Here is a 21,872-nt window from a genome sequence, read left to right on the forward strand (position 1 = left end):
CACTACAGGAGGTACTCGTGGCCGAGACACTGAAGAAGGGCACCCGGGTCACCGGGGCCGACCGGGAAAAACTGGCCGGCGATCTCAAGAAGCGCTACGCCGCGGGTGAGAGCATCCGCGCCCTGGCCGCTTCGACCGGTCGGTCTTACGGGTTCATCCACCGCATCCTGAGCGAGTCCGGTGTGACTCTGCGCGGGCGCGGCGGGGCGACCCGAGGCAAGTCCAAGCGCTGACGGCCGCCTCGGAACGTGCGACCGCAGCCGCCCGTCCCAAGTCAGCCACCCGTCGCGCCCGGGCCAGAACGATGTTCTGTAGGCTCGGGCGCGACGGTCAGCTTTCTGGTCGCGCACTCCTTGCGCGGCCAGGACTGAAGGGAGCGGGCGATGGCGGAAGCGCAGGCGCGACAGCGCGGGGGGTATGCGGATGAGGTCTCCGTTGCGGCGGAGAGCGGAGTCCGCTTCGAGGTGGACGGTGAGATAGCGACGATCACGCTGGACCGGCCGGAAAAGCGGAACGCGCAGACGTTCGCGACATGGTCGGCGCTGGCTCGGATCGGCGAGAGCCTGCCCGAGCAGGTGCGCGTAGTCGTCGTGAAAGGTGAGGGACCGTCCTTCTCGGCAGGGATCGACCTGCGAATGTTCACATCTGAGGGGGTGCCCGGACAGGGCTCGTTCGGCGCGGCGGCCAAGAGCGACGACGCAACCTTCGAGCAGCGCATCCGGCAGGCACAGGCGGGTTTCCTGTGGCTGCGCCGCCCGGAGATCGTTTCCATCGCCGCAGTGCAGGGGCACGCGATCGGTGCGGGGTTCCAGCTCGCGCTCGCCTGTGATCTGCGGCTCGTGGCCGATGATGTTTCCTTCTGCATGAAAGAGCCCGCACTGGGCCTGGTGCCCGACCTGACGGGGACGAAGCCCCTGGTCGAGCTGGTGGGACTGGCCAAGGCGATCGACATCTGCCTGACCGCCAGGACCGTGCACGCGGACGAGGCCATGCGCATCGGCCTCGCCGAGCAAGTGGTCGCCGGGGGCGACCTGGATCAAGCGGTACGAGACAAGATCGCGCAGCTGCTGGCCGTGAACCGGGATGCGGCGGTTGCGACGAAGCGACTCCTCCAGGGGGCGCGCGGTCGCACCCTGGAGGAGCAGAGCATCGCCGAGGGCCTTGAACAGGCGGCCCGCATCAAGGCCCTCTTCGGCTGACCCGGATCGGGGTGTCCCGGACCCGCCGTCGTGGCTTCCGTCCCTCGGGGTTTGAGAAAGGGGGATGGGGCAGAGGCGGGGTCGCCGGGGGCTCGGCGCCGGACGGTCGCACGCCGCTGTGGTGGCGTCCGGCCCATTGGGCGCGCCAGGGACGGGAGGGCGCGGCGGTGGGCGGTTTCGCGGTGAGCGGACGGGGGAATCGCCAGGCGCGGTGGCGGCGCTGACTCCGGGGGAGAGGGGATCCCCCATATGACGATGATGGGAGGGGGCTTCGGCCCCCACGTGATGGCGTCGCTGCGGCGCGACGGCTCGGTGACCAAGCAGCGGCTGCGCCCCGGCACGGTCCGGCGCATCGCGCGCTACGCCGGCCCGTACCGCACGCATATCGCCGCGTTCCTGCTGCTCGTCGTGGCCGGCGCGGTGATCGTGATCGCCAACCCGCTGCTGATGAAGGCGATCATCGACGACGGCATCCTGGCCGGGCGGCCGGGCGTCGTGGTCTGGCTGGCCGTGACGATCGCCGCGCTGGCGCTGGTGGACGCCGGGCTGACGCTGGTGCAGCGGTGGTTCTCGGCACGCATCGGCGAGGGCCTGATCTACGACCTGCGCACCGAGGTGTTCGACCACGTGCAGCGCATGCCGGTCGCGTTCTTCATGAGAGCCCAGACCGGCGCGCTGGTCAGCAGGCTCAACACCGACGTGATCGGCGCGCAGCGGGCGCTGACGAGCACCCTGTCGTCCGTGGTCTCCAACGTGGTCAGCCTGGTGCTCGTGCTGGGCGCGATGCTCGCGCTGTCGTGGCAGGTGACGCTGGTCGCGCTGGTGCTGCTGCCGATCTTCATCGTGCCGGCCAAGTTCGTCGGGCGGCGCATGTCGGCGCTGACCCGCGAGCAGATGCAGCTCGACGCCGAGATGAGCTCGGTGACCACCGAGCGGTTCAACGTGGCCGGCGCCATGGTCGCCAAGCTCTACGGCCGCCCGGAGGACGACGCCGAGGTGTTCGGCAGCAGGGCCGCCAGGGTGCGCGACGTGGGCGTGACGGTCGGCATGTACGGCACCGTGTTCAGGGTCGCGCTCGGGCTCGTTGCCGCGCTGGCCACGGCCCTGGTGTACGGCATCGGCGGCGTGCTGTCGGTCTCCGGCGTCTTCGAGCTGGGCACGCTGGTGGCCCTGGCCGCCCTCCTGATGCGCCTGTACGGCCCGCTCACGTCCCTGTCCAACATGCACGTCGACGTGATGACCGCCCTCGTGAGCTTCGACCGGGTCTTCGAGATCCTCGACCTCAAGCCCATGGTGGCGGAGAAGCCCGGCGCCACGGCGATCCCCGGCGGGCCCGTGACCATCGAGTTCGACGACGTGCGCTTCCGCTACCCGGCCGCTGAGGAGGTCTCGCTGGCCTCCCTGGAGTCGGTGGCCAGGCAGGACACCGGCCCGTCATACCCGGTGCTCAAGGGCATCTCGTTCACGGCCGCGCCCGGCCGGCTCGTCGCCCTGGTCGGCCACTCGGGCGCGGGCAAGACCACCATCACGTCACTGGTGTCCCGCCTGTACGACGTCAACGAGGGCACGGTCCGGATCAACGGGCTCGACGTGCGCGAGGCCACCCTCGACTCCCTGCGCGACACCGTGGGAGTGGTCATGCAGGACGCTCATCTCTTCCATGACACGATCGGGGCCAACCTCCGGTACGCCAGACCTGGGGCCACAGATGAGGAGATCTGGGAGGCTCTCAGGGCCGCGCAGATCGGCGACCTCGTGGAGAGCCTGCCCGACCAGCTCGAGACGGTCGTCGGCGACCGCGGCTACCGCCTGTCCGGTGGCGAGAAGCAGCGCCTCGCGCTGGCCAGGCTGCTGCTCAAGGCGCCCCGCGTGGTCGTGCTCGACGAGGCCACCGCCCACCTCGACTCGGAGTCGGAGGCGGCCGTGCAGGTGGCGCTGAAGACGGCGCTGGAGGGCCGCACCTCGCTGGTGATCGCGCACCGGCTCTCCACGATCAGGGAGGCCGACGAGATCCTCGTGATCCACGAGGGCCGCGTCGCCGAGCGCGGACGCCACGAGGAGCTGCTGGCCCGCGGCGGCCTCTACGCCGAGCTCTACCGCACGCAGTTCAATTCTTCTGGTAGCCCAGCCGCTTGAGCTCCTCCCTGGCCACCTTCTCCACCAGTTCCAGGTCGGCCGGCCTGAGCTTGGTGCGCCAGGCGCCGACCTTGGGGACGCCGGTGTCGTACAGGACCACCTTGGACACCCGCGTCTCCAGGAACTCCGCCAGCGTGGCCACCGACTGCGCCGGCTTCTGCACCAGGTCCTCGTAGCGCAGCGTCAGGAGCTGCTCCTCTGGCAGCGTCCGGCGCAGCTCGGCGCTCAGGCGCACGGCGCTGCGCCAGCGCAGCGCGCTCTTGCCCGCCGCCGGCATGCCCTTCCACCGGTCCAGGTGCTCGTCCTTGTTGACGCCGAGGAACGCGTTGGGGAACTCGGTCTCCTCCGACAACATCGCCGGCTTGAACCAGGCCAGGCACGCGGGATCGCCGAGCATGCCGGCCACCACGTCCCTGCCGTCGCGGATGAGCTGTACGAACCGCGCGTCGGGAAAGGCCTGGAGCAGCACGGGAGCGCTGTAGATCAGGTCGGGGCTGCCGTCGCCGAACCTGGTGATCTCGTTCGTGGACACGCAGGGGCCGGTCCCCGTGACGCCGCCCGCATCCCTGCACGACTCGGCGCACCACCCGCAGGATCCGGGCAGCACCTGCCATGACTCGGCGAGCGCGTCACGCATGACGCGCACGGCGCCTGAGGTCTGGCCGATGGACGGCTTGCGGGCGAAGGCGTACACCACGTGCGCCACGCTCGCGCGGCCCATCGTCACGTGGAAACCAGGAGATCGTTTCAGGGCGCGGGCGAGCAGGTCCGTGCCGGAGTGCGGCGCTCCGACCAGGAAGACCGGCCGGCGGACCTTGATGCCGTTGACAACGAGTATGTGGGGCGGAAGTCGCATACTGGACCACAAGTGTGACACCGTTTTCCACGTGGATGAGCCAATCGTTTCCCCCCGAACGAGCCAACCGAGGAGTTGATCGATGCGACCCGGTGACACCGTCGCGGTCGTCTCGCCGTCGGGCCCGCCCAACGCGGTGCTGCTCAGGCGCGGCGTCGAGCGACTGGAGGGCCTCGGGCTGAAGGTCGTGACCGGCGCGCACGCGCTCGACCGCCAGCGGCTCGACTACCTGGCGGGCGACGACGCCGCCAGGGCCGCCGACCTGCAGGCCGCCTGGTGCGACCCGGCCGTCTCCGCGGTGTTCTGCTGCAGGGGCGGGTACGGCGCCGCCAGGCTCCTGGACCTGCTCGACTGGAACGCCATGCGGGCGGCGGGGCCCAAGGTCCTCATCGGGTCGAGCGACATCACGGCGCTGCACAACGCCTTCGCCGCCGAGCTGGGCGTGGCCACGCTGCACGGGCCGATGCCGGCCTGCGACATCCTGGCCGGCGAGCAGGGGCCCGAGCCGCGCAGCTGGCAGAGCCTGCAGGCGGCGCTGTCCGGCGCGCAGGAGCCGGTCCAGGGCGAGCGGGTGCTGGTGAAGGGGCGGGCCGAGGGCGTGCTCGCCGGCGGCAACCTGTCGCTGCTCGCCTCGATGTGCGGCACGCGGTGGCAGCCGTCGTTCGCGGGGAAGCTCGCGTTCCTTGAGGACATCGGGGAGGAGCCGTACCGGATCGACCGCATGCTCACCCAGCTCCTGCAGGCGGGGGCGCTCGACGGGGTGCGCGGGATCGCGCTGGGCTCGTGGGTGGACTGCGGCGACCCGTACGCGGTGCTCGAAGACCGGCTCGGCGGGCTCGGGGTTCCCGTGCTGGCCGGACTGCCGGTGGGGCACGGGTCACCGCAGATGAGTGTGTGGCTGGGGAGACTTGGGGTTATCGATACCGAATCGTGCTCCCTAGCTGCCATTGTCGGTGATGGGGAGCAGGCAAGGTAGAAGGGACGAATCCGACAGAAAGGGACATGGCGCGTGAGCTTTTTCAGGCGACACCGAGAGCCCTCACGCCGGCCGGTCGAGGACGTCGATCTCGACTCGCTGCTCGCGCTCGTCGCCGAATCCCTCGGATACTCCTTCGAATTCGCCCGTGACGGCGGCTCCGTGACGCTCAGGGGCGACATGGAGCTGGTCGTCAGGCTCACGGGGCTGCGCCGCGAGGCGGGGCGCAGGGCCAGGGAGGACTGGCCCATGCTGGTCTCCGAGCACCTCTCGCACGCCGTGGCGACCGCGGGGGAGCGGCTGGACGTCTGCGACCTGGAACAGGCCGGGCCGCTGATCCGGACCCGCGTCGAGGCCGTGGACGAGGTGGCCGACCTGACCCGCGTGGTGGGCCGCCACCTCAGCGCCGACCTGGTGGAGCTGCTGTTCGTGGGCTCGCGCGCCGTACGGCCCGAGCAGGCCGGGTGCTGGCCGGTGCCCACCGCGCAGGCGCTCGAACTGGCCGTCGCGAACGTCCGCCGCGAGGAGCGGCTGGAGGTCGAGTCCATCGAGCTGTCGGGCACGCCGGTGACCCGGCTGACCGCCATGACCCCGTCGGCCGCCACTCATCTGCGGTGGCTGGGCGACTACGTTCCCGTTCCCGCCGACGGGGTGCTCGTGGTGCTGCCCGACCCGTACACGCTGCTCGTGCACCCGGTGGACGGGATCGGCGTGGTACGCGCCATCGAGCGGCTGCGGATCCACGCGGCGCGCACGGGCGGGCTCAGCTCGCAGGTGTACTGGTGGCACGAGGGGCGGCTGACGCACATCAAGGCCGACATCGTCGCGCAGCAGGGCCAGACCCGGCTCGTGGTGACGCCCCCGCCGGAGTTCGCCCGCGTCCTGGCGCGCCTCGCCGTCTGAAGGCTGCGGTCCCGCGCGCCGTCCGGCGTGCGCGCGAGACCGGGCGGCCGGGATCAGGGCTGGGTCACGTAGTCGCGCAGGTGGATCGCCGTGAGCGAGGTGCCGTCGGCGACCAGCTCGCCGGGGGTGCCGGAGAAGACCACCTGGCCGCCGTCGTGACCGGCTCCAGGGCCGAGGTCGATGATCCAGTCGGCGTGGGCCATGACGGCCTGGTGGTGCTCGATCACGATGACCGTGTTGCCGTCGTCCACCAGGCGGTCGAGCAGCGCCAGGAGCTGGTCCACGTCCGCAAGGTGCAGGCCCGTGGTGGGCTCGTCCAGCACGTACGTGGTGCCGTTCTTGGCCATGTGGATGGCGAGCTTGAGCCGCTGCCGCTCACCGCCCGACAGCGTGGTGAGCGGCTGGCCCAGGCCCAGGTAGCCGAGCCCGACCGCGGCCAGGCGGTCGAGGATCGTGCGGGCCTGCCGTTCGGTGAAGAACTCGCGGGCCTCGGCCACCGGCATGGCGAGCACCTCGCTGATGTCCTTGCCGCGCAGCTGGTACGTCAGCACCTCCGGCGTGAACCGCTTGCCCTCGCACTGCTCGCACACCGAGGCCACCCCGGCCATCATCGCCAGATCCGTGTAGATCAGGCCGATGCCCTTGCACGCCGGGCAGGCGCCCTCGGAATTGGCGCTGAACAGGCCCGGCTTGACCCCGTTGGCCTTGGCGAACGCCGCGCGGACCGGGTCGAGCAGCCCGGTGTAGGTGGCCGGGTTGCTCCTGCGCGAGCCGCGGATCGGCGACTGGTCGGCCACGACCACGCCCTCGCGGCCCGCGACGTATCCGTGGATCAGCGAGCTCTTGCCCGAGCCGGCCACGCCGGTGACCACGGTGAGCACGCCGAGCGGGATGTCCACGCGCACGTCGCGCAGGTTGTGCAGCGTGGCGCCCTCGATCGGCAGGTGCCCGGACGGCTCCCGGAACTTCTCCCGCAGGTGCACCCGGTGGCCGAGGTAGCGACCGGTCAGCGTGTCAGAGGCGCGCAGCCCGTCCAGGTCGCCCGCGTAGCAGATCCGTCCCCCGGCCGTGCCCGCGCCAGGACCCAGGTCGACCACGTGGTCGGCGATCTCGATCAGCTCCGGCTTGTGCTCGACCACGAGCACCGTGTTGCCCTTGTCGCGGAGCTGGAGCAGCAGGTTGTTCATCCGCTGGATGTCGTGGGGGTGCAGCCCGGCGGTCGGCTCGTCGAAGACGTAGGTGACGTCGGTGAGGCTGGAGTTGAGGTGCCGCACCATCTTCACCCGCTGCGCCTCGCCGCCCGACAGCGTGCCGGACTCCCGGTCCAGGCTCAGGTATCCGAGACCGATCTCCACCAGCGAGTCCAGCGTCGACAGCAGTCCCTCCAGCACCGGGCCGACCGCTGGGTTGCCGATGCCGCGGACGAAGCCGGCCAGGTCGTTGATCTGCATGGCCGCGCACTCGGCGATGTTGACCCCCTCGATCCTGGCCGAGCGGGCGGCCTCGTTGAGGCGGGAGCCGCCGCAGGAGGGGCATACGGTCAGTTTGATCGCCCGCTCGGCGAACGCCCGCGCCGCCGGCTGCATCGACTCCAGGTCCTTGCCGAGGTAGGTCCGCCTGACCTTGCTTGCCAGCCCCTCGTAGGTGAAGTTGTTGGTGCCGTACTTGAGTTTGACGGGCGGCTTGTGGAGGAAGTCCGCCCACTGCTCGGGGGTGAAGTCCTTCAGCTTGACGGCGGGGTCGTACAGGCCGGAGCCGGCCATGACCTGCCACTGCCAGCTGTCCACGGGGAACCCCGGGACCTTGATCGCCCCTTCGTTCAGCGACAGCTCTCTGTCGACCAGCGCGTCCACGTCGATCTCTGACGCCTTGCCCAGCCCCTCGCACTGCGGGCACATGCCCTCGGCCCGGTTGAAGCTGAAGGCGTAGGCGGGGCCGACGTAGGGCTCGCCGATCCGGCTGAACATGATCCGCAGCATGGTGTGGGCGTCGGTGGCGGTGCCCACGGTGGAGCGGGGGTTGGCGCCCATCCGCTCCTGGTCCACGATGATCGCCGCGCTGAGGTTGTGCAGCGCGTCGATGTCGGGGCGGGCCAGGCTCGGCATGAACGACTGGATGAACGCCGTGTAGGTCTCGTCGATCAGCCGGCGCGACTCCGCGGCGATCGTGTCGAAGACGAGCGAGGACTTGCCGGAGCCGGACACTCCGGTGAACACGGTGAGGCGGCGCTTGGGGAGGTCGAGGGAGACGCCCTTGAGGTTGTTCTCCCTGGCGCCGCGGACCTGGATGAGGTCGTGGCTGTCGGCGGCGGTGTGATCGCGGTGCTGAACGGTGCTGGCCTGGCGGCTGGAGACGGCCACGGAACCCTTCCTCGTCTGAATTTTCCTGCCGTACGGGGGAAAGCCGGGACAGCCTACAACCCGTCCCGGACATTTCTGCGGTTCCGTACATCGTACCGTACAGCATACGGTGCAAATTCAGGCCGACAGGGGATTGACGTGCCGATGGTGCAGTCCGATCACGGGGATCTCGTGGAGACTGCCCGAGTACAGGAACTGCGTCATGCCGATGAGCAGCCGCCGCACGTCGTCCTGCGGCCGCACGACCAGGCGGATGAACTGGCTCGTCGTGCCCAGCTTGTTGCCGCACTCGCGGACGTACACGCCGTGCTCGGTGAGCAGGTGGTCGCGCAGCGGCACCCCGTCGTACCCGGGCGGCAGCTTGATCAGCAGGAAGTTGCCCTGCGAGGCGAACACCGACAGCCCCGGCATGGTGCTGAGCTGCTGGAACATGGCCCGCCTGTCGTGGCTGACCCGCCTGAGGCTGTCCTGGTACTCGGCCATGAACTGCCGCATCATGAACACCACGACCTCGGCGAACGAGTTCAGGTTCCACTTGGGCAGGGCGTCGCGCACGCGGGCGGCCAGCGCCGGGTTGGCGACCAGGTAGCCGAAGCGGATGCCGTGCAGGCCGAAGTTCTTGCCCAGGCTGCGCAGCACGATCACGTTCGGCCGGACCGCCGCCTCCGCCGCCAGCCCCGGGTACGGCTCGGCGTCCACGAAGTCGCCGAACGACTCGTCGACGATCACCAGGTCTAGGTCGATCAGCTCGTCGAGCAGGCGCAGGACCTCGTGCTTGGGCAGGTAGCCGCCGTCGGGGTTGTTGGGGTTGCAGATCACCGCCACCCGGGAGCCGCGCATCCGGATGAACGAGACATAGTCGCTCACGTCCAGCGCGAAGTTGCGGCTCTCCAGCAACGGGTACATGTCCACCCGCTTGCCCGTCTCCAGCGGCTGGTCGGTCCAGCGGCCGAAGGTGGGGATGGGCACCGCCAGGCTCTCGCGCACCAGCAGGTGGTCGATCCAGGTGATCAGCTCGGTCGACCCGTTGCCCATGGCGACCGTCTTGGGGTTGAGCCCGAGCGTGGCGCAGAGCTCCTCGGTGATCGTGCCCGCGTCGCTCGGATAGAACTTGAGGATCGTCTCCAGGTTTCTCCCGAGATGCTCAAATATGTCCGGAGTCGGAAAGTATGGGTTACACGGAATGCAGAAGTCGACCGGTGCGCGCTCTCCCGACGAGGCGCGCATCAGTGAGAAGTACGACGGGCTGTGCGCCTGTGCCCGCAAGAGGCTGAGCTCCACGACACCTCCATGGAACATGTCCGATGTGTGTAGGTACGCGCCGTCGCAGAGGCCGGTTCATGATGTTGTACGGGTGTCCCGCGGCCCGTCGTCCCGCGCCTGCCGCCTGCGCAAGGTGACGATCGCGATGTCGTCGCGCGGGTCCGTCCCGGTGAAGGCCCGCACGTCGGCGCCGAGCGCCTGGGCGAGCCTGCAGGGCGGGTCGGGCGCCCACGCGCGCAGGCGCTCGGCCAGCGGGTAGAACTCGCCCGCGGGGTCGCGGGCCTCGGTGACGCCGTCGGTGCACAGCACCAGCGTCGCGCCCGGCGGGAACACGAACCGCGTGCTGGTCCGCGGCTCCGTGGTCAGCGCGGCCACGCCGAGCGGCACGGACGGCTCCCCGAGGTTCACCTGCCGCGCGACGCCGCCGTGGATCATGTAGGGGGCGATGTGCCCGCAGTCCACCGCTTCGGCCTCCAGCCCCGTGCCGATGTCGAGCAGCAGGGCGGTGACCAGGCGCTCCGGCTCCCCGGTGGTGGCGGCGAACGTGTTCTGTCTGACCACGGAGTTCTCCAGCGCTTCGACGACGCCGTTCAGGGTCTCCTCGCGGTAGGCGGCCTCCCTGAACGACCCCAGCACCGCCAGCGCGGTCCCGATCGCGGGCAGCCCCTTGCCCTGCACGTCGGCGATGAGCACCCGGGTGCCGCGCGGGGAGACGGCGACCTCGTACATGTCGCCGCCCACCATCGGCTCCTCCTGCACCGGCTGGTAGAGGCCGTCGACGACCACGTCGGCGGTGCCCAGTGGCAGCGGGCGCACGATCAGCCGCTGCAGCACGGAGGCCGCCGAGCGCAGCCGGCGCACCTCCTCCTCGCGCCGCACGCGGTAGCGGCAGCCGATCACGGCCAGCGCCCCGAACACGGCGGTGAATGCGCCCGCCAGCAGGTTGTCGTCCAGTTCGCCGCCCAGGTAGGTGGTGATCCCGGCCGCCGTCAGGACCACCCACACCGACGCGAGGACCGTCTGCCGCACTGTGCCCAGCCCGGCGACGATCGCGGGGAGGAAGATCAGCAGCGGGAACAGCCGCACCGCCGTCCCCGTAAAGACGTCCAGCGCGGCCACCGTCGCGGTGATGACGACCAGCCCGGCGGCGAAAACGGGCGTGGAGAGATAGGGCCCTTCGCATCTCCCGCCTTCCGTCACGAGTCCTTCATCCCCCCGCCGGGGAAAAGCGTAACGACCCTTTTCTGGAGTGGCTGGGAGAAATCGTGAGGTGACGGCTGCATGGGCTCTGTGCAGGGACGATAGGGGATGAAGATGGACTTTTTATTTCTCATCTAGATCTCATTGACAAGCAAAAAAGATCTTGTAAGCATTTGAAGTCAAGCGTGCTGCGCGTTAATTCCATTATTCGTGCCGGGGGAGTGCCGCTGATGGAGCTGATCGTCGTACCGCCGCTCACCGACTTCACCACCGAGGTCGTTCCACCCTCCGGGGCCGAGGTGCTCGACCTCAACGAACGGATCGTCGAACGCCTCGCCGACCCCTCCCGTCTCACGGCCGCCGCGCAGCGGCTCGACGGCGGGCCGCTCGCCGCGCTGCCCGAGCTGGCGGCGGCGGCCGTCCTGGAGCGCAAGGCGTTCGACGACGCCCACCTCAGAGCGGTGGGCACGGCGCTGCGGCTGGCCGCCGACCCCGCCGTCCGGCTCGGCATCGACGACCTGGAGCTGGCCGAGGGGAGCATGCAGAGCAGCAGGGACGTGCTCGGGGCGGCCGGGCGGTGCGAGCTGTTCCGTCCCGAGCTCGAGCTGGCCATGGACGCGGCGAGGGGGCGGCGGGCGCACGTCGTGGTTGACGGCCTCCGGCAGCTTCCCGCGGCGTTCGCGCTGGTGGGCGTCTTGGGAGCGGCATGGGTGACGTTGTGCGGGCGGCTGGTGGCCGAGCAGGGCGCGGCGCTGCGGCGCGTGCCCGAGCTGGCCGGGGCCGAGCTGCTGGCCTGGTCGCCGGAGCGGGTCATCCGCCCCCTGTGGTACGACGCCGCGCCGACCGAGCGGGTGCGCCCGCGGCATCGCCACGACACCGCGCCGACCGAGCGGGTGCGCCCGCGGCATTGCCCGGATGCCGCGCCCGCCGAGGAGGCGCGCTTGTGCGACGCCCCGGACACCCAGCCGGGGAAGCGTGTGCGCTGGGTGACCGGGGCGTACCCCCCTCCCGCGAGCGGGCCGTGGGCCGGCCGGCTGGACGCGACGAGGGCGGCCGCGTTCTCCCGGGACGCGCTGGCCCGCTGCCGCGGCCTGACGATCATCGTGACGCGGATCGACTTCCTGGCCGCCGTGACCGGGCTGAACGGCGTGACCGTCGACCTGCGGCGGCTGCTGGCCGGGATCCCGCCCGGCGTGCCGGTGACGTGCGAGCTGGTGCTCGGCGCGCCGGGCATGGCCGCGGGCGTCGTCGGGGAGTCCGTGGAGCTGCTGGCGGAGGGCGCGGGCGGGGTCCGGCTCGCCGGGCTGCGGCCGTACCGGATGGCGATCCGCTCGCAGTGGGCCGGGCAGAGCGTGCGCTTCCCGCCGGCCGCCGGGAACGACCTGGCCAGGTGGATCGAGTTCGACGCGCCGGACACCATGCGGGCGTACGAGGTCACGGCCATGATCAGAGAATGGCTGCGGCGGCTCCCGGGGCTGCCGGCCGGCCGGCTCGCCGCCTGTTCAGTCGCCGTCCCGGGGACCGCTCCCGCCTGCGCGCCCGTCTCCCGGCCGGCGGCCGACGTCCCGCACGCCCTCGACGGCCTGCCCGAGCGCGCCCGCACGGAGCTGACCGCGGGGCCGGCCAGGGCGGGAGTGCTCATGGGGCGCGGGTGAGCCGCTCCCGGCGCCCGCGGGCCCCCTGACGCAGACCGGGCCGCCCGCCGGAGCCCGAAAATGGTTTGCCCCGGCCCACGACGGGCTGCTGTACTCCCTGCAGCAGCCCATCGATGGAGGAGGTCCCGCCATGCGGACAGCGCTCATGTCCACCCAGCGCAGAGACACCTCCTATCCAAAGGGCATGACGCTTCTTGAGACCGTTCGACCAGGGCATTCCACCGCATAGCACCTCCGTCCTGCGCCTGCTGCGCCCAGGCCCCCGCCCCGCCGCCGCGCTCGTCGCGGCCATCGCCGCCGCCACCGCCCTGCCGCTGGCGGCGCCCCAGATCACCCGCCGCTTCGTCGACGACGCCATCGCCGGAGCGAGCACCAGACACCTGACTCTGAGCGCCCTCGGCTACCTCGCGCTCGCCGTCGCGGGCCAGGCCGCCAGGATGGTCACCGCGTGGCTGGCCAGCCGCCTCGCCTGGGACGGCACCAACCGCCTGCGCGAGCGCCTCGCGCAGCACGCGCTCGGCCTGGACCTGGCCTTCCACGGCCGGCACACGCCCGGCGAGATGATCGAGCGCGTGGACGGCGACGTGGTGGCCGTGGCCGACTTCGTCGTCGCGTTCCTCATGGACGTCGTGGCCAGCGTGCTGCTCCTGGCCGGGGTGCTGGTCATCGTGTTCGGCGTCGACTGGCGCATCGGCTGCGCGCTGCTGGCGTACTGCCTGCTCATCGGGTTCGGGATGGCCCGCGCGCAGCGGCTGGCCGTGCCCGCCGCGGCCCGGTCGCGAGCGGCGAGCGCCAAGCTGTTCGGCATGCTCGAGGAGCGGCTGGCCGGCGCCGAGGACCTCAGGGCCAACGGCGCCGGCGAGCACACCGTGCGCCGCTTCCACCAGGTCAGCGCCGCCCTCTTCCGCGCCGAGGTCAAGGACGCGCGCGTCGGGACCACGCTGCTGGCCGGCACGTCGGTGGCGTTCGCGGCAGGCACCGCCATCATGCTCGGCCTCGCCGCCTGGACCCTGAAGTCGGGCACGCTCACGATCGGCACCGCCGTGCTGATCTTCCAGTACACGCTGATGGTACGGACGCCGTTCGAGCGGCTCATCGACCAGATCAGGCAGTACCAGGCGGCGCTGGCCGGCCTCGCCCGCATCGGCGCCCTGCTGGCCGAGCGGCGCACGCTGCCCGAGGGCACCCGCCCGCTGCCGGAGCAAGGCCCGCTCGGCCTGCGCCTGGACGGCGTCGGCTTCGCCTATCCGGACGACGACGAGCAGGTGCTGTCCGGCGTCACCCTCACGCTGGCCCCCGGCGAGACGCTCGGAGTGGTGGGGCGCACGGGGAGCGGCAAGACCACGCTCGCCCGCCTGGTGCTGCGCCTGTACGACCCGGCAGAGGGCGTCGTGCGGGCCGGCGGGCTGGACCTGCGCGAGGCGGACCCGGCCTCACTCAGACGGCGGATCTGCGCGGTCACCCAGGACGTGCAGCTCTTCGACGCGAGCCTGCGGGACAACCTGACGCTCTTCCGGCCCTCGCCGGGGGACGACGTGCTGCGCGAGGTGCTCCACGGCGTCGGGCTCGGCGACTGGCTGGCCACGCTGCCCGACGGGCTCGGCACCCGCTTGACGGGCGTGTCGGCGGGTGAGGCGCAGCTCATCGCGTTCGCCCGCGCGTTCCTGGCCGACCCCGGGCTCGTCGTGCTGGACGAGGCCTCCAGCAGGCTCGACCCGGCCACCGAACGCCGCATCGAGGCAAGCATCGACCGCCTGCTCCGGGGCAGGACCGGCGTGATCATCGCGCACCGCCTGTCCTCGCTCTCGCGCGTGGACAAGATCGCCGTACTCGACCAGGGCAAGGTCGTCGAGTACGGCCGCCGCGCCGACCTCGCCGCCGACCCCGGCAGCAGGTTCGGGCGCCTGCTCGACCTGGCGGGGGTGAGCCGGTGAAGCCGGTGATGCTGGTGGCCACCCGGCTGGCCACGTTCGACTTCCGCCGTTACCTCGTCGGCGCCCTGCTGTGGCTGCCGGTCCACGTCATCCCGCTCGCGGGCGGGCTCGTCCTGCAACGGATCTTCGACGGGCTCCACGGCGACCTCGGCTGGGCGCTGTGGTTGTGCGCGGCGTTCGTGGGCGTGGAGGTCGCACGGGGGCTGATGATCGTCATCGCGTGGACGTACGGCGTCTACTGGTGGGCCGCCGCGGCCACCCTCCTGCGGGCCAACGTGCTGCGCTCCCTCCTCACCTCGCGCGGCCCGGCGGCGGCGCGGCTGCCGCATTCGTCCGGCGAGTCGCTCGCCCGGCTGCGGGACGACGTGGCCGACGCGGTCGACTTCACCGACGAGAGCGTCAGCCTGGCCGGCACGACGCTCTTCGCCGCCGCCGCGCTGACGATCATGGCCCATGTCGATCCCGTGATCACGCTGGTGCTGGTCCTGCCGATGGTCGCGATCGGCGTGCTGAGCCGGGTCATGCGGCAGGCCATCGCGCGGCTGCACCAGCGGGCCAGGACGCTCGGCGCGGCCGTCACGGCGTACGTGGGCGAGATCTTCGGCGGCGTGCTCGCGATCAAGACCGCGGGAGCGGAGGTGGCGGCGCTGGAGCGGCTGCGCGAGCACAACCGGCGGCGGCGCGCCGCCGCCGTCAAGGACCGACTGGCCACCGACCTGCTGGACGCCGCCACGGGCACCACCGTGGAGCTCAGCATCGGGCTCGTGCTGCTCCTTGCCGCGCCCGCGATGCGCGGCGGCGAGTTCACGGTGGGCGATCTCGCGCTGTTCACCAGCTACATCGGCTGGCTGACGGCGCTGCCCCGGACGATCGGCACGGTTCTCTACCGCCTGCCGCAGGCCGCGGTCGCCACGGAGCGGCTCACCCGGCTCATGGCGCCACACGAGAGCGCCGGCGACCTGTCGCGGGGCGCGGACGTCTGGCTGCGCGGCGACCCGCCGGCCGTCTCCCGGGTGCCGCGGCACGAGGACCCGCTGCGGGTTCTGGAAGTGCGCGGGCTGAGCGCGCGCGGAGTGCGGGGGATCGACCTGCGTGTCGAGCGCGGCTCGTTCACGGTCGTCACCGGCGCGGTCGGCTCGGGCAAGACCACCCTGGTCCGCGCCCTGCTCGGCCTGATCCCGCTGGAGGAGGGCGTGATCTCGTGGAACGGCACGCCCATCGGCGATCCGGGCACGTTCCTCGTCCCGAGCCGGGCGGCGTACGCGAGCCAGGTCCCGAGGCTGTTCTCCGCGACCCTGCGGGAGAACCTGCTGCTCGGCCTGCCCGCGACCGACGGCGACATCGGGCGGGCGCTGGAACGGGCGGCGTTCGAGCCGGACCTGGCCGCGATGCCCGACGGGCTCGACACGGTGGTCGGGCCGCGCGGCGTGCGGCTGTCCGGCGGCCAGGTGCAGCGGGCCACCGCGGCCCGCGCGCTGGTACGCGACCCGGACCTGCTCGTCGTGGACGACCTGTCGTCCGCGCTCGACGGCGAGACCGAGCGGCTCCTGTGGGACAGGATCGCCGGTCACGGCACCCTGCTCGTCGTCTCCCACCGGCAGGCCGCGCTCGAACGCGCCGACCAGATCGTCGTCCTCGACCGCGGCCGCCTCGCCGGGCGCGGCCGGCTCGACGAGCTGCTGGAGAGCTGCCCCGAGATGCGGCGGCTGTGGAGCGCGGAACGCATCGCCGAGGCCGAGGAGCGGACGGGCGGCCGGCTGAAGTGAGCCGCGCGGGCACGCAGGGCCGGGGGACGGGCAGGTTCCTAGATCGGGCACCATGGAATCTGTGACAGTGACACGACTGGCCGAGCTGGTCGCAGGGGGAGGCGTGGCCGTGCTCAGCGGGGCAGGCCTGTCCACCGAGTCCGGCATTCCCGACTACCGGGGGCCGACGGGCCGGGCCCGGCGCGCGGAGCCGATGACGTACCAGCGCTTCGTCGGCAGCGCGCAGGCCCGGCAGCGATACTGGGCGCGCAGCCACGTCGGCTGGCGGCAGATCGGCCAGGCCCGGCCCAACGCCGGCCACCGGGCCGTGGCCGAGCTGGAGCGGCGCGGGCTGATCGCCGGCATCGTCACCCAGAACGTCGACGGCCTGCACCAGGCGGCCGGGGCCCGGCGGGTGATCGAGCTGCACGGCGGGCTCGACCGGGTCGTCTGTCTGTCATGCCGGGAGCGCACGCCCCGCGCCGAGCTGGAGCGGCGGCTGCGCGCCGCCAACCCCGGCTGGGAGGCCAGCGGCCGGATCAATCCCGACGGCGACGCCGTGCTCACCGACGAGCAGGTCGCCGGGTTCAAGCTGGTCGACTGCGCGGCGTGCGGCGGGCTGCTCAAACCCGACGTGGTCTTCTTCGGCGAGAACGTCCCCCGCCCCCGCGTGGACGAGTGCTTCGCCGTGGTGGCGGGGGCGCGGACGCTGCTGGTGCTGGGGTCGTCGTTGACGGTCAAGTCGGGGCTGCGGTTCGTCACCAAGGCCGCCGTGCTCGGCATCCCGATCGCCATCGTCAACCAGGGCCCGACCGGCGGCGACGCCGACGCCTGTCTCACCCTGGACGCCCCGCTCGGCGCGACGCTGACCGACCTCGCCGCGCGGCTCACCGGCCGGCTCGCGGCACAATAGGGCGCATGCCTCGTACATGTCCGTGCGGCCTGCCCGCCTCCTACCAGGACTGCTGCGGCAGGCTCCACCGGGGCGCGGCGGCCGCCGCCACCGCCGAGCAGCTCATGCGGTCGAGGTTCAGCGCGTTCGGGGTGGGCGACGCGGCCTACCTGCTGCGGACCTGGCACCCCGCCGCGCGGCCCGCCTCAGTCGACCTCGACAGGAAGGTGCGCTGGGTACGCCTGGAGGTGCTGGAGACGACCGGCGGCAGCGTCGTGCACACCGAGGGCACGGTCCGCTTCCGCGCCCACTACGTCGACCGCGGGCGCCCCGGCGAGCTGGAGGAGAACAGCCGTTTCGTGCGTTTCGAGGGGCGCTGGGTCTACTCGGGCGCGATGTGACCTTCCCGGTCGCCTGCCGTCACGGCTTGCGGGCGACGCCGCCGAGCACGGTGTGATGGGCGAGGCCGGGCTTGGCGCGGTCGCCGGCGCCCGGCCGCCATTCCGGCAGCGGCACCAGGCCCGGCTCCAGCAGCTCCAGGCCGTCGAAACACGCGAGGATCTCCGCACGCGTGCGCCACCGGCCCGTCCCGAGGCTCTCGTGGAAGAGCTTCTCGGCCGCGTACGCCTGGCCGGACGCCTCAGCATGGTCCGCGGGATTGTGGAAGTGGGAGACGGCCAGGTAACTGCCGGACGGGAGGCGTTCCATCAGGCGGGCCACGATCCCGGACGGGTCCTCGTGGTCGGCCAGGTGGTGCAGGACGCCGAGCATCAGCAGCCCGACGGGCTCGCCGAGGTCGATGAGGCGCCTGGTCTCCGGATCGTCGATGATCGCCTCCGGCTCCCTGGCGTCGCCCTCGACGATCGCCGTGCGGTCGTCCACGGCCAGCAGCGCGCGGCCGTGGACCAGCACGATCGGGTCGTGGTCGACGTAGACGACCCTCGAGCCGGGGGCGGCGGACCGGGCGACCTCGTGCACGTTGTCCTGTGCGGGCAGGCCCACGCCGATGTCCAGGAACTGCCTGACGCCCGCCTGCGCCGCCAGGAACCGGACCACCCGGGTGAGGAACTCCCTGTTCGCCAGCGCCGCCTGCGGGGCGTCGGGCATGATCTCGAGCACGCGCAGCGCCAGCCGGCGGTCCGCCTCGTAGTTGTCCTTGCCGCCGAGCATGAAGCCGTAGACGCGGGAGGTGCTGGGTCTGGAGGTGTCGACTTCCCGGGGCGCACGCTTCTGCCGGCGGTCGGCCATGGGCGGCTCCTTCGGGTACGCACTGTGCCGCTGAGGTGGCTGACAGCGATCATACTGAGTGGCTGATCAGATTTCCTCATTAGTCGTAAATTTCGGTCAGGAAAATCTGTCAAGGCAGCGCCCGGCGAACCGGGCCGGACACCAAGGAAAGGACAAGATCCATTCCGGTTGGCGTCTGGGAAGGGGTGTCGCCCTCCCCTCGGGGTGATCGCGGGCGCTACTCGTGTGCCTATGCAAATATTGCGCTCACGGCACACGGCGGTAGCCGCTACCGCTCTGCCGTTCATGCTCATGTCCGTGGCACTGGCGACGCCCGCCGCTGCCGCGCCCACCGAGCCACCCCCGGAGGCGACCGCCTTCACCCAGGTGTACGGGCTCGGGTTCGTACAGCAGCAAACGATCAGCGGCGCTCGTCCCTCCGGCGACCGTTCCTGGTTCCAGGTCAGCCCCTGCCCGAGCCGCGACTCCCTGCTGCTGAACGGGTTCGCGCTCATGAAGGTGGAGGGGTGTGGCGACGTCTTCGGGCAGAAGTCCGGCGCCTACTCCGGATACGGCATGTACGACACGGACGCCGGCTACGCGACGGGAAGCGCGTGCAGCACCGAAGTCCTGTGCGCCTTCCCGTCGGCCGAGTCAGCCCCGGCCCCGGAGCCCGCGTCCGCTGCCGGATGTGGCCTGTCCAGCACGGCCGACGCGTGCGGCGCGTGCGACACGTGCGCGGCCGTCGACGCGCCCGCCGTGGACGACGAGTTCGCCACCCAGACGAGCAGCGTCGCGATCGAGCCCGCGGCGCCGGCGATCGACACGGAACCGGCCAAGTCCGCGATCCCGGCCAAGCCGGTCGTGGCGGTCAAGCCGATCGCCCCGATCAAGCCGATCGCGCCGGCCAAGCCGATCGCGCCGGCCAAGCCGATCGCCCCGGCCAAGCCAGCCATTCCGGCTGAGCCGGCCAAGCCGGCCGTCGCCGACGAGCACTGTGTGCCGTCGGTCACCGCGGGCGAAGGCAAGTCGGCGGGCACGCCGGCCAAGCCCGCCGTCCCCGCCCAGCCGGCTGCGCCGGCGAAGCCTGTCGTGCTGGTCAAGCCGGCTGTGCCGGCCAAGCCTGTCGCGGCGGTCAAGCCCGCCGCGCCGGCCCAGACGGTCGTGCTGACGAAGACTTCCACGAACAAGCCGTCGACCGTGTCGGCGAAGCCCAGGACGGCGGAGACCAAGATCACCACGAAGGTCAACCGCGAGAAGCCGACGGTCGCGCGGTCCGCTGGGCACCGCCCGGCGTGCGCGGTCCGGCGGGCCAACCATCACTCCTGCTGAGCGCGGGCGGACATCTTGAGCGGCCGGGGCATCGCCCCGGCCGCTCGCTTTTCACCGAGGCTCTGCCGCGATGACCGTGACCGCGCCGGGCGCGACGGTGACCGGCCCCTCGTGTCGTACGCCGTCGAACACGCTCGTCCCGCTCACCCCCTCGACCGTCACCGGCTCGTCGCCGTGGTTGATCAGGAAGACGTGATCGCCCCGGCGGACCAGCTCCAGGGTGTCGGGCAGGCCGCGGGGCCGGGACACGTTCGCGTGGTCGAGCACCTGCCCGAGCAGCTCACGCAGGCCCTCCACCGGGGCGGTGGCGAGGTACCAGGCGGTGCCCGCGCCGAGGTCGTGGCGGGTGAAGGCGGGGTGCCCCGCGTCGGGTCCCGTGGCGAAGTCGCGTACGGCGACCGCGCCGGCCGGGCGGACCCGCTCGGACCAGACGCGGGCCGTGCCGCCGCCGTCGCCGCCGGTCAGCGCCACCGTCTCGTGCTCGCGCAGCGGATGGAACTCCTCGATCGACAGTCCCAGCAGCTCGCGCAGCGCGCCCGGGTGGGCGCCCGGGTGGATGGTGTCGCACTCGTCCACGATGCCGGAGAAGTACGACACGAGTAGCGTGCCGCCCGCCTCCACGTACCGGTGGAGGTTCTTGGCGGACGCCTCGGTCAGCAGGTACGAGCTGGGCGCCACCACCACCCGATATCCCGAAATATCGGCGGAAGGGTGGACGAAGTCCACCGTCACGTGCTCCCGCCACAGCGCCTCGTAAAAGGCGTCCACCCGTTCCCTGAACGTCAGATCGACCGAGGGCCGCCAGTCCAGCTCCAGCGCCCAGTACGACTCCCAGTCCCAGACCACCGCGACCTCGGCCCGCACCCGGCTCCCCTGAAGGTCGGCGAGCTTGCGCAGGTCGGCGCCCAGCCGGACCACCTCGCGCCACTGCTCGGAGCCGGTCCCCGCGTGCGGCACCATCCCCGAGTGGAACTTCTCGGCCCCGAAGCGCGAGGCCCTGAACTGGAAGAACAGCACGCTGTCGGAGCCGCGGGCCACGTGCGCGAGGCTGTTGCGGCGCATCTCGCCGGGCCGTTTGGCGATGTTGCGCGGCTGCCAGTTCACCGCGCCCGCCGAGTGTTCCATGAGCATCCACGGCGCGCCGCCCGCCACCGAGCGGGCGAGGTCGGCGGACATGGCCAGGTCGATGTGGTTGTCCGGCCGCTCGGCCTTCAGGTAGTGGTCGTTGGCGATCACGTCCAGCTCGCGGGCCCACTGCCACAGGTCGGCGGACTTGCAGTTCACGGTGCCCGCGAAGTTCGTGGTCACGGGGATGCCGGGGGTGAGCTCGCGCAGGATGTCGCGCTGGAGCGCGTAGTGCTCGCGGTGCTGGCCGTCGCTGAAGCGGGCGTAGTCGAGGCGCTGCGCCGGGTTGACGACCGTGTGGTTGGCGCGGGGCGCGTCGATCTCCGCCCAGTCGGTGTAGGTCTGGCCCCAGAACGTGGCGCCCCAGGCGGCGTTCAATGCTGAAATATCGCGATATCGGGTGCGGAGCCATTCGCGCCAGGCCGCCACGCTGTGTTCGCAGTAGCACTCGCCGAGCGGCGCCCCGTATTCGTTGTGCACGTGCCACATGACCACGGCCGGATGCCCGCGGTAGTGCTCGCCCAGCGCGCGCACCAGCCGCGCGGTCGCCTCGCGGAAGGCCGGGGCGCTGGAGCAGGCGCTCTGCCTGCCGCCGAACCCGATCCGCGTCCCCTCCCTGGTCACCGGCAGCACGTCGGGATGTCTCCGGATGAACCACGCGGGCGGAGCCGCGGTCGGCGTGGCCAGGTCCACCGCGACCCCGGCCGCGTGCAGCCGGTCCACGATCTCGTCCAGCCAGCCGAACTCGTAGCGCCCCTCCGCGGGCTCCATCAGGGCCCAGGAGAACATGCCCAGGCTGACCAGGTTCACCCCGGCCTCGCGCATGAGGGCCACGTCCTCCTCCAGGACCTCGCGTGGCCACTGCTCCGGGTTGTAGTCGCCGCCAAAGGCGATACCGGCAGGACGCTCCGGGTACATCCATCCCCCTTGAAGAAGCTCTGTGAACGTGCACAGTAGCGTGCACCCGGCATCCACCGGAAGCCACGGCTGACCTCGCCCGAGAGCGGCTGATTAACGAGACCATAACGCCCCTTGACGTGCGTTTCATGGGTGTTTCAGTCTGTGCACG

General features: G+C 71.6%; 17 protein-coding genes. 11 read left to right on the plus strand and 6 right to left on the minus strand.

The window, feature by feature from the left end; genetic code table 11:
* Nucleotides 1-17 precede the first annotated feature (17 nt).
* The 3 genes from ACIBVN_RS19215 to ACIBVN_RS19225 all read left to right on the plus strand — a co-directional run bounded on the left by ACIBVN_RS19215 (nucleotide 18) and on the right by ACIBVN_RS19225 (nucleotide 3,335).
* Nucleotides 18-233: a helix-turn-helix domain-containing protein gene (locus ACIBVN_RS19215; RefSeq protein WP_020547488.1), complete on the plus strand. Its 216-nt coding sequence runs from the start codon at nucleotides 18-20 to the stop codon at nucleotides 231-233.
* Nucleotides 234-383: 150 nt separating this feature from the next.
* The gene (locus tag ACIBVN_RS19220; RefSeq protein WP_397138041.1) at nucleotides 384-1,199 is read left to right on the plus strand and encodes an enoyl-CoA hydratase/isomerase family protein; all 816 of its coding nucleotides are present in this window, start codon (nucleotides 384-386) and stop codon (nucleotides 1,197-1,199) included.
* A gap of 249 nt (nucleotides 1,200-1,448) precedes the next feature.
* On the plus strand, nucleotides 1,449-3,335 hold the full coding sequence (locus ACIBVN_RS19225; protein ID WP_397138043.1) for an ABC transporter ATP-binding protein: 1,887 nt from the start codon (nucleotides 1,449-1,451) through the stop codon (nucleotides 3,333-3,335).
* Here ACIBVN_RS19225 and ACIBVN_RS19230 read toward each other — a convergent pair.
* Nucleotides 3,307-4,191 carry a sulfotransferase gene (locus ACIBVN_RS19230; RefSeq protein ID WP_397138045.1) on the minus strand — a complete coding sequence of 295 codons (885 nt, stop codon included), beginning with the start codon at nucleotides 4,189-4,191 and terminating at the stop codon, nucleotides 3,307-3,309. The two genes, ACIBVN_RS19225 and ACIBVN_RS19230, sit on opposite strands and share 29 nt — an antisense overlap.
* Nucleotides 4,192-4,273: 82 nt before the next feature.
* Between ACIBVN_RS19230 and ACIBVN_RS19235 the strand changes: the two genes are divergently transcribed.
* Nucleotides 4,274-5,167 carry an LD-carboxypeptidase gene (locus ACIBVN_RS19235; protein ID WP_397138047.1) on the plus strand — a complete coding sequence of 298 codons (894 nt, stop codon included), beginning with the start codon at nucleotides 4,274-4,276 and terminating at the stop codon, nucleotides 5,165-5,167.
* Nucleotides 5,168-5,200: 33 nt separating this feature from the next.
* Nucleotides 5,201-6,070 (plus strand): hypothetical protein, encoded by an 870-nt coding sequence (locus ACIBVN_RS19240; RefSeq protein WP_397138049.1) that lies wholly within the window; start codon nucleotides 5,201-5,203, stop codon nucleotides 6,068-6,070.
* Nucleotides 6,071-6,123: 53 nt separating this feature from the next.
* On the opposite strand, the gene ACIBVN_RS19245 is transcribed toward ACIBVN_RS19240, so the two are convergent.
* From ACIBVN_RS19245 to ACIBVN_RS19255, 3 genes are all read right to left on the minus strand, one after another.
* Nucleotides 6,124-8,430, minus strand: coding sequence for an ATP-binding cassette domain-containing protein (locus tag ACIBVN_RS19245; protein ID WP_397138051.1), 2,307 nt, complete (start codon nucleotides 8,428-8,430; stop codon nucleotides 6,124-6,126).
* A 117-nt stretch (nucleotides 8,431-8,547) separates the two neighbouring features.
* Nucleotides 8,548-9,711, minus strand: a complete 1,164-nt coding sequence (locus ACIBVN_RS19250) for a pyridoxal phosphate-dependent aminotransferase (RefSeq protein ID WP_397138053.1) — start codon at nucleotides 9,709-9,711, stop codon at nucleotides 8,548-8,550.
* Nucleotides 9,712-9,768: 57 nt separating this feature from the next.
* The gene (locus ACIBVN_RS19255) at nucleotides 9,769-10,893 is read right to left on the minus strand and encodes a PP2C family protein-serine/threonine phosphatase (RefSeq protein WP_397138055.1); all 1,125 of its coding nucleotides are present in this window, start codon (nucleotides 10,891-10,893) and stop codon (nucleotides 9,769-9,771) included.
* Between the two features lie 230 nt (nucleotides 10,894-11,123).
* Here ACIBVN_RS19255 and ACIBVN_RS19260 point away from each other — a divergent pair, with 230 nt between their 5' ends.
* The 5 genes from ACIBVN_RS19260 (at nucleotide 11,124) to ACIBVN_RS19280 (ending at nucleotide 17,520) form a co-directional block, all read left to right on the plus strand.
* Nucleotides 11,124-12,548 carry a hypothetical protein gene (locus tag ACIBVN_RS19260; RefSeq protein ID WP_397138057.1) on the plus strand — a complete coding sequence of 475 codons (1,425 nt, stop codon included), beginning with the start codon at nucleotides 11,124-11,126 and terminating at the stop codon, nucleotides 12,546-12,548.
* 194 nt (nucleotides 12,549-12,742) lie between these two features.
* Complete coding sequence (locus tag ACIBVN_RS19265) at nucleotides 12,743-14,482, plus strand: ABC transporter ATP-binding protein (RefSeq protein ID WP_397138059.1); 1,740 nt, start codon at nucleotides 12,743-12,745, stop codon at nucleotides 14,480-14,482.
* Entirely contained in the window at nucleotides 14,479-16,248 is a 1,770-nt protein-coding gene (locus ACIBVN_RS19270; protein ID WP_397138061.1) for an ABC transporter ATP-binding protein, read from the plus strand. The genes ACIBVN_RS19265 and ACIBVN_RS19270 overlap by 4 nt, the downstream gene beginning before the upstream one ends.
* A 52-nt stretch (nucleotides 16,249-16,300) precedes the next feature.
* Complete coding sequence (locus ACIBVN_RS19275) at nucleotides 16,301-17,140, plus strand: NAD-dependent protein deacetylase (RefSeq protein ID WP_397138063.1); 840 nt, start codon at nucleotides 16,301-16,303, stop codon at nucleotides 17,138-17,140.
* 5 nt (nucleotides 17,141-17,145) lie between these two features.
* The gene (locus ACIBVN_RS19280; protein WP_397138065.1) at nucleotides 17,146-17,520 is read left to right on the plus strand and encodes a YchJ family protein; all 375 of its coding nucleotides are present in this window, start codon (nucleotides 17,146-17,148) and stop codon (nucleotides 17,518-17,520) included.
* 19 nt (nucleotides 17,521-17,539) lie between these two features.
* Here the strand turns inward: ACIBVN_RS19280 and ACIBVN_RS19285 are convergent, their stop codons facing one another.
* Nucleotides 17,540-18,367 (minus strand): SAM-dependent methyltransferase, encoded by an 828-nt coding sequence (locus ACIBVN_RS19285; RefSeq protein WP_397138066.1) that lies wholly within the window; start codon nucleotides 18,365-18,367, stop codon nucleotides 17,540-17,542.
* Nucleotides 18,368-18,664: 297 nt separating this feature from the next.
* On the opposite strand from ACIBVN_RS19285, the gene ACIBVN_RS19290 reads away from it, so the two are divergent.
* The gene (locus ACIBVN_RS19290) at nucleotides 18,665-19,678 is read left to right on the plus strand and encodes a hypothetical protein (RefSeq protein WP_397138068.1); all 1,014 of its coding nucleotides are present in this window, start codon (nucleotides 18,665-18,667) and stop codon (nucleotides 19,676-19,678) included.
* Between the two features lie 51 nt (nucleotides 19,679-19,729).
* On the opposite strand, the gene ACIBVN_RS19295 is transcribed toward ACIBVN_RS19290, so the two are convergent.
* Nucleotides 19,730-21,721: a beta-galactosidase gene (locus tag ACIBVN_RS19295; protein ID WP_397138070.1), complete on the minus strand. Its 1,992-nt coding sequence runs from the start codon at nucleotides 21,719-21,721 to the stop codon at nucleotides 19,730-19,732.
* Between the last annotated feature and the right edge of the window lie 151 nt (nucleotides 21,722-21,872).

Source organism: Nonomuraea sp. NPDC049400, assembly GCF_044466425.1.
Taxonomy (GTDB): domain Bacteria; phylum Actinomycetota; class Actinomycetes; order Streptosporangiales; family Streptosporangiaceae; genus Nonomuraea.

Bases quoted from the DNA above. Each gene is read 5' to 3' on its own strand.
- ACIBVN_RS19220 (WP_397138041.1), top strand. From the start codon at position 384: ATGGCGGAAGCGCAGGCGCGACAGCGCGGGGGGTATGCGGATGAGGTC.
- ACIBVN_RS19225 (WP_397138043.1), top strand. From the start codon at position 1,449: ATGACGATGATGGGAGGGGGCTTCGGCCCCCACGTGATGGCGTCGCTG.
- ACIBVN_RS19230 (WP_397138045.1), bottom strand. From the start codon at position 4,191: ATGCGACTTCCGCCCCACATACTCGTTGTCAACGGCATCAAGGTCCGC.
- ACIBVN_RS19235 (WP_397138047.1), top strand. From the start codon at position 4,274: ATGCGACCCGGTGACACCGTCGCGGTCGTCTCGCCGTCGGGCCCGCCC.
- ACIBVN_RS19260 (WP_397138057.1), top strand. From the start codon at position 11,124: ATGGAGCTGATCGTCGTACCGCCGCTCACCGACTTCACCACCGAGGTC.
- ACIBVN_RS19275 (WP_397138063.1), top strand. From the start codon at position 16,301: ATGGAATCTGTGACAGTGACACGACTGGCCGAGCTGGTCGCAGGGGGA.
- ACIBVN_RS19280 (WP_397138065.1), top strand. From the start codon at position 17,146: ATGCCTCGTACATGTCCGTGCGGCCTGCCCGCCTCCTACCAGGACTGC.
- ACIBVN_RS19285 (WP_397138066.1), bottom strand. From the start codon at position 18,367: ATGGCCGACCGCCGGCAGAAGCGTGCGCCCCGGGAAGTCGACACCTCC.
- ACIBVN_RS19295 (WP_397138070.1), bottom strand. From the start codon at position 21,721: ATGTACCCGGAGCGTCCTGCCGGTATCGCCTTTGGCGGCGACTACAAC.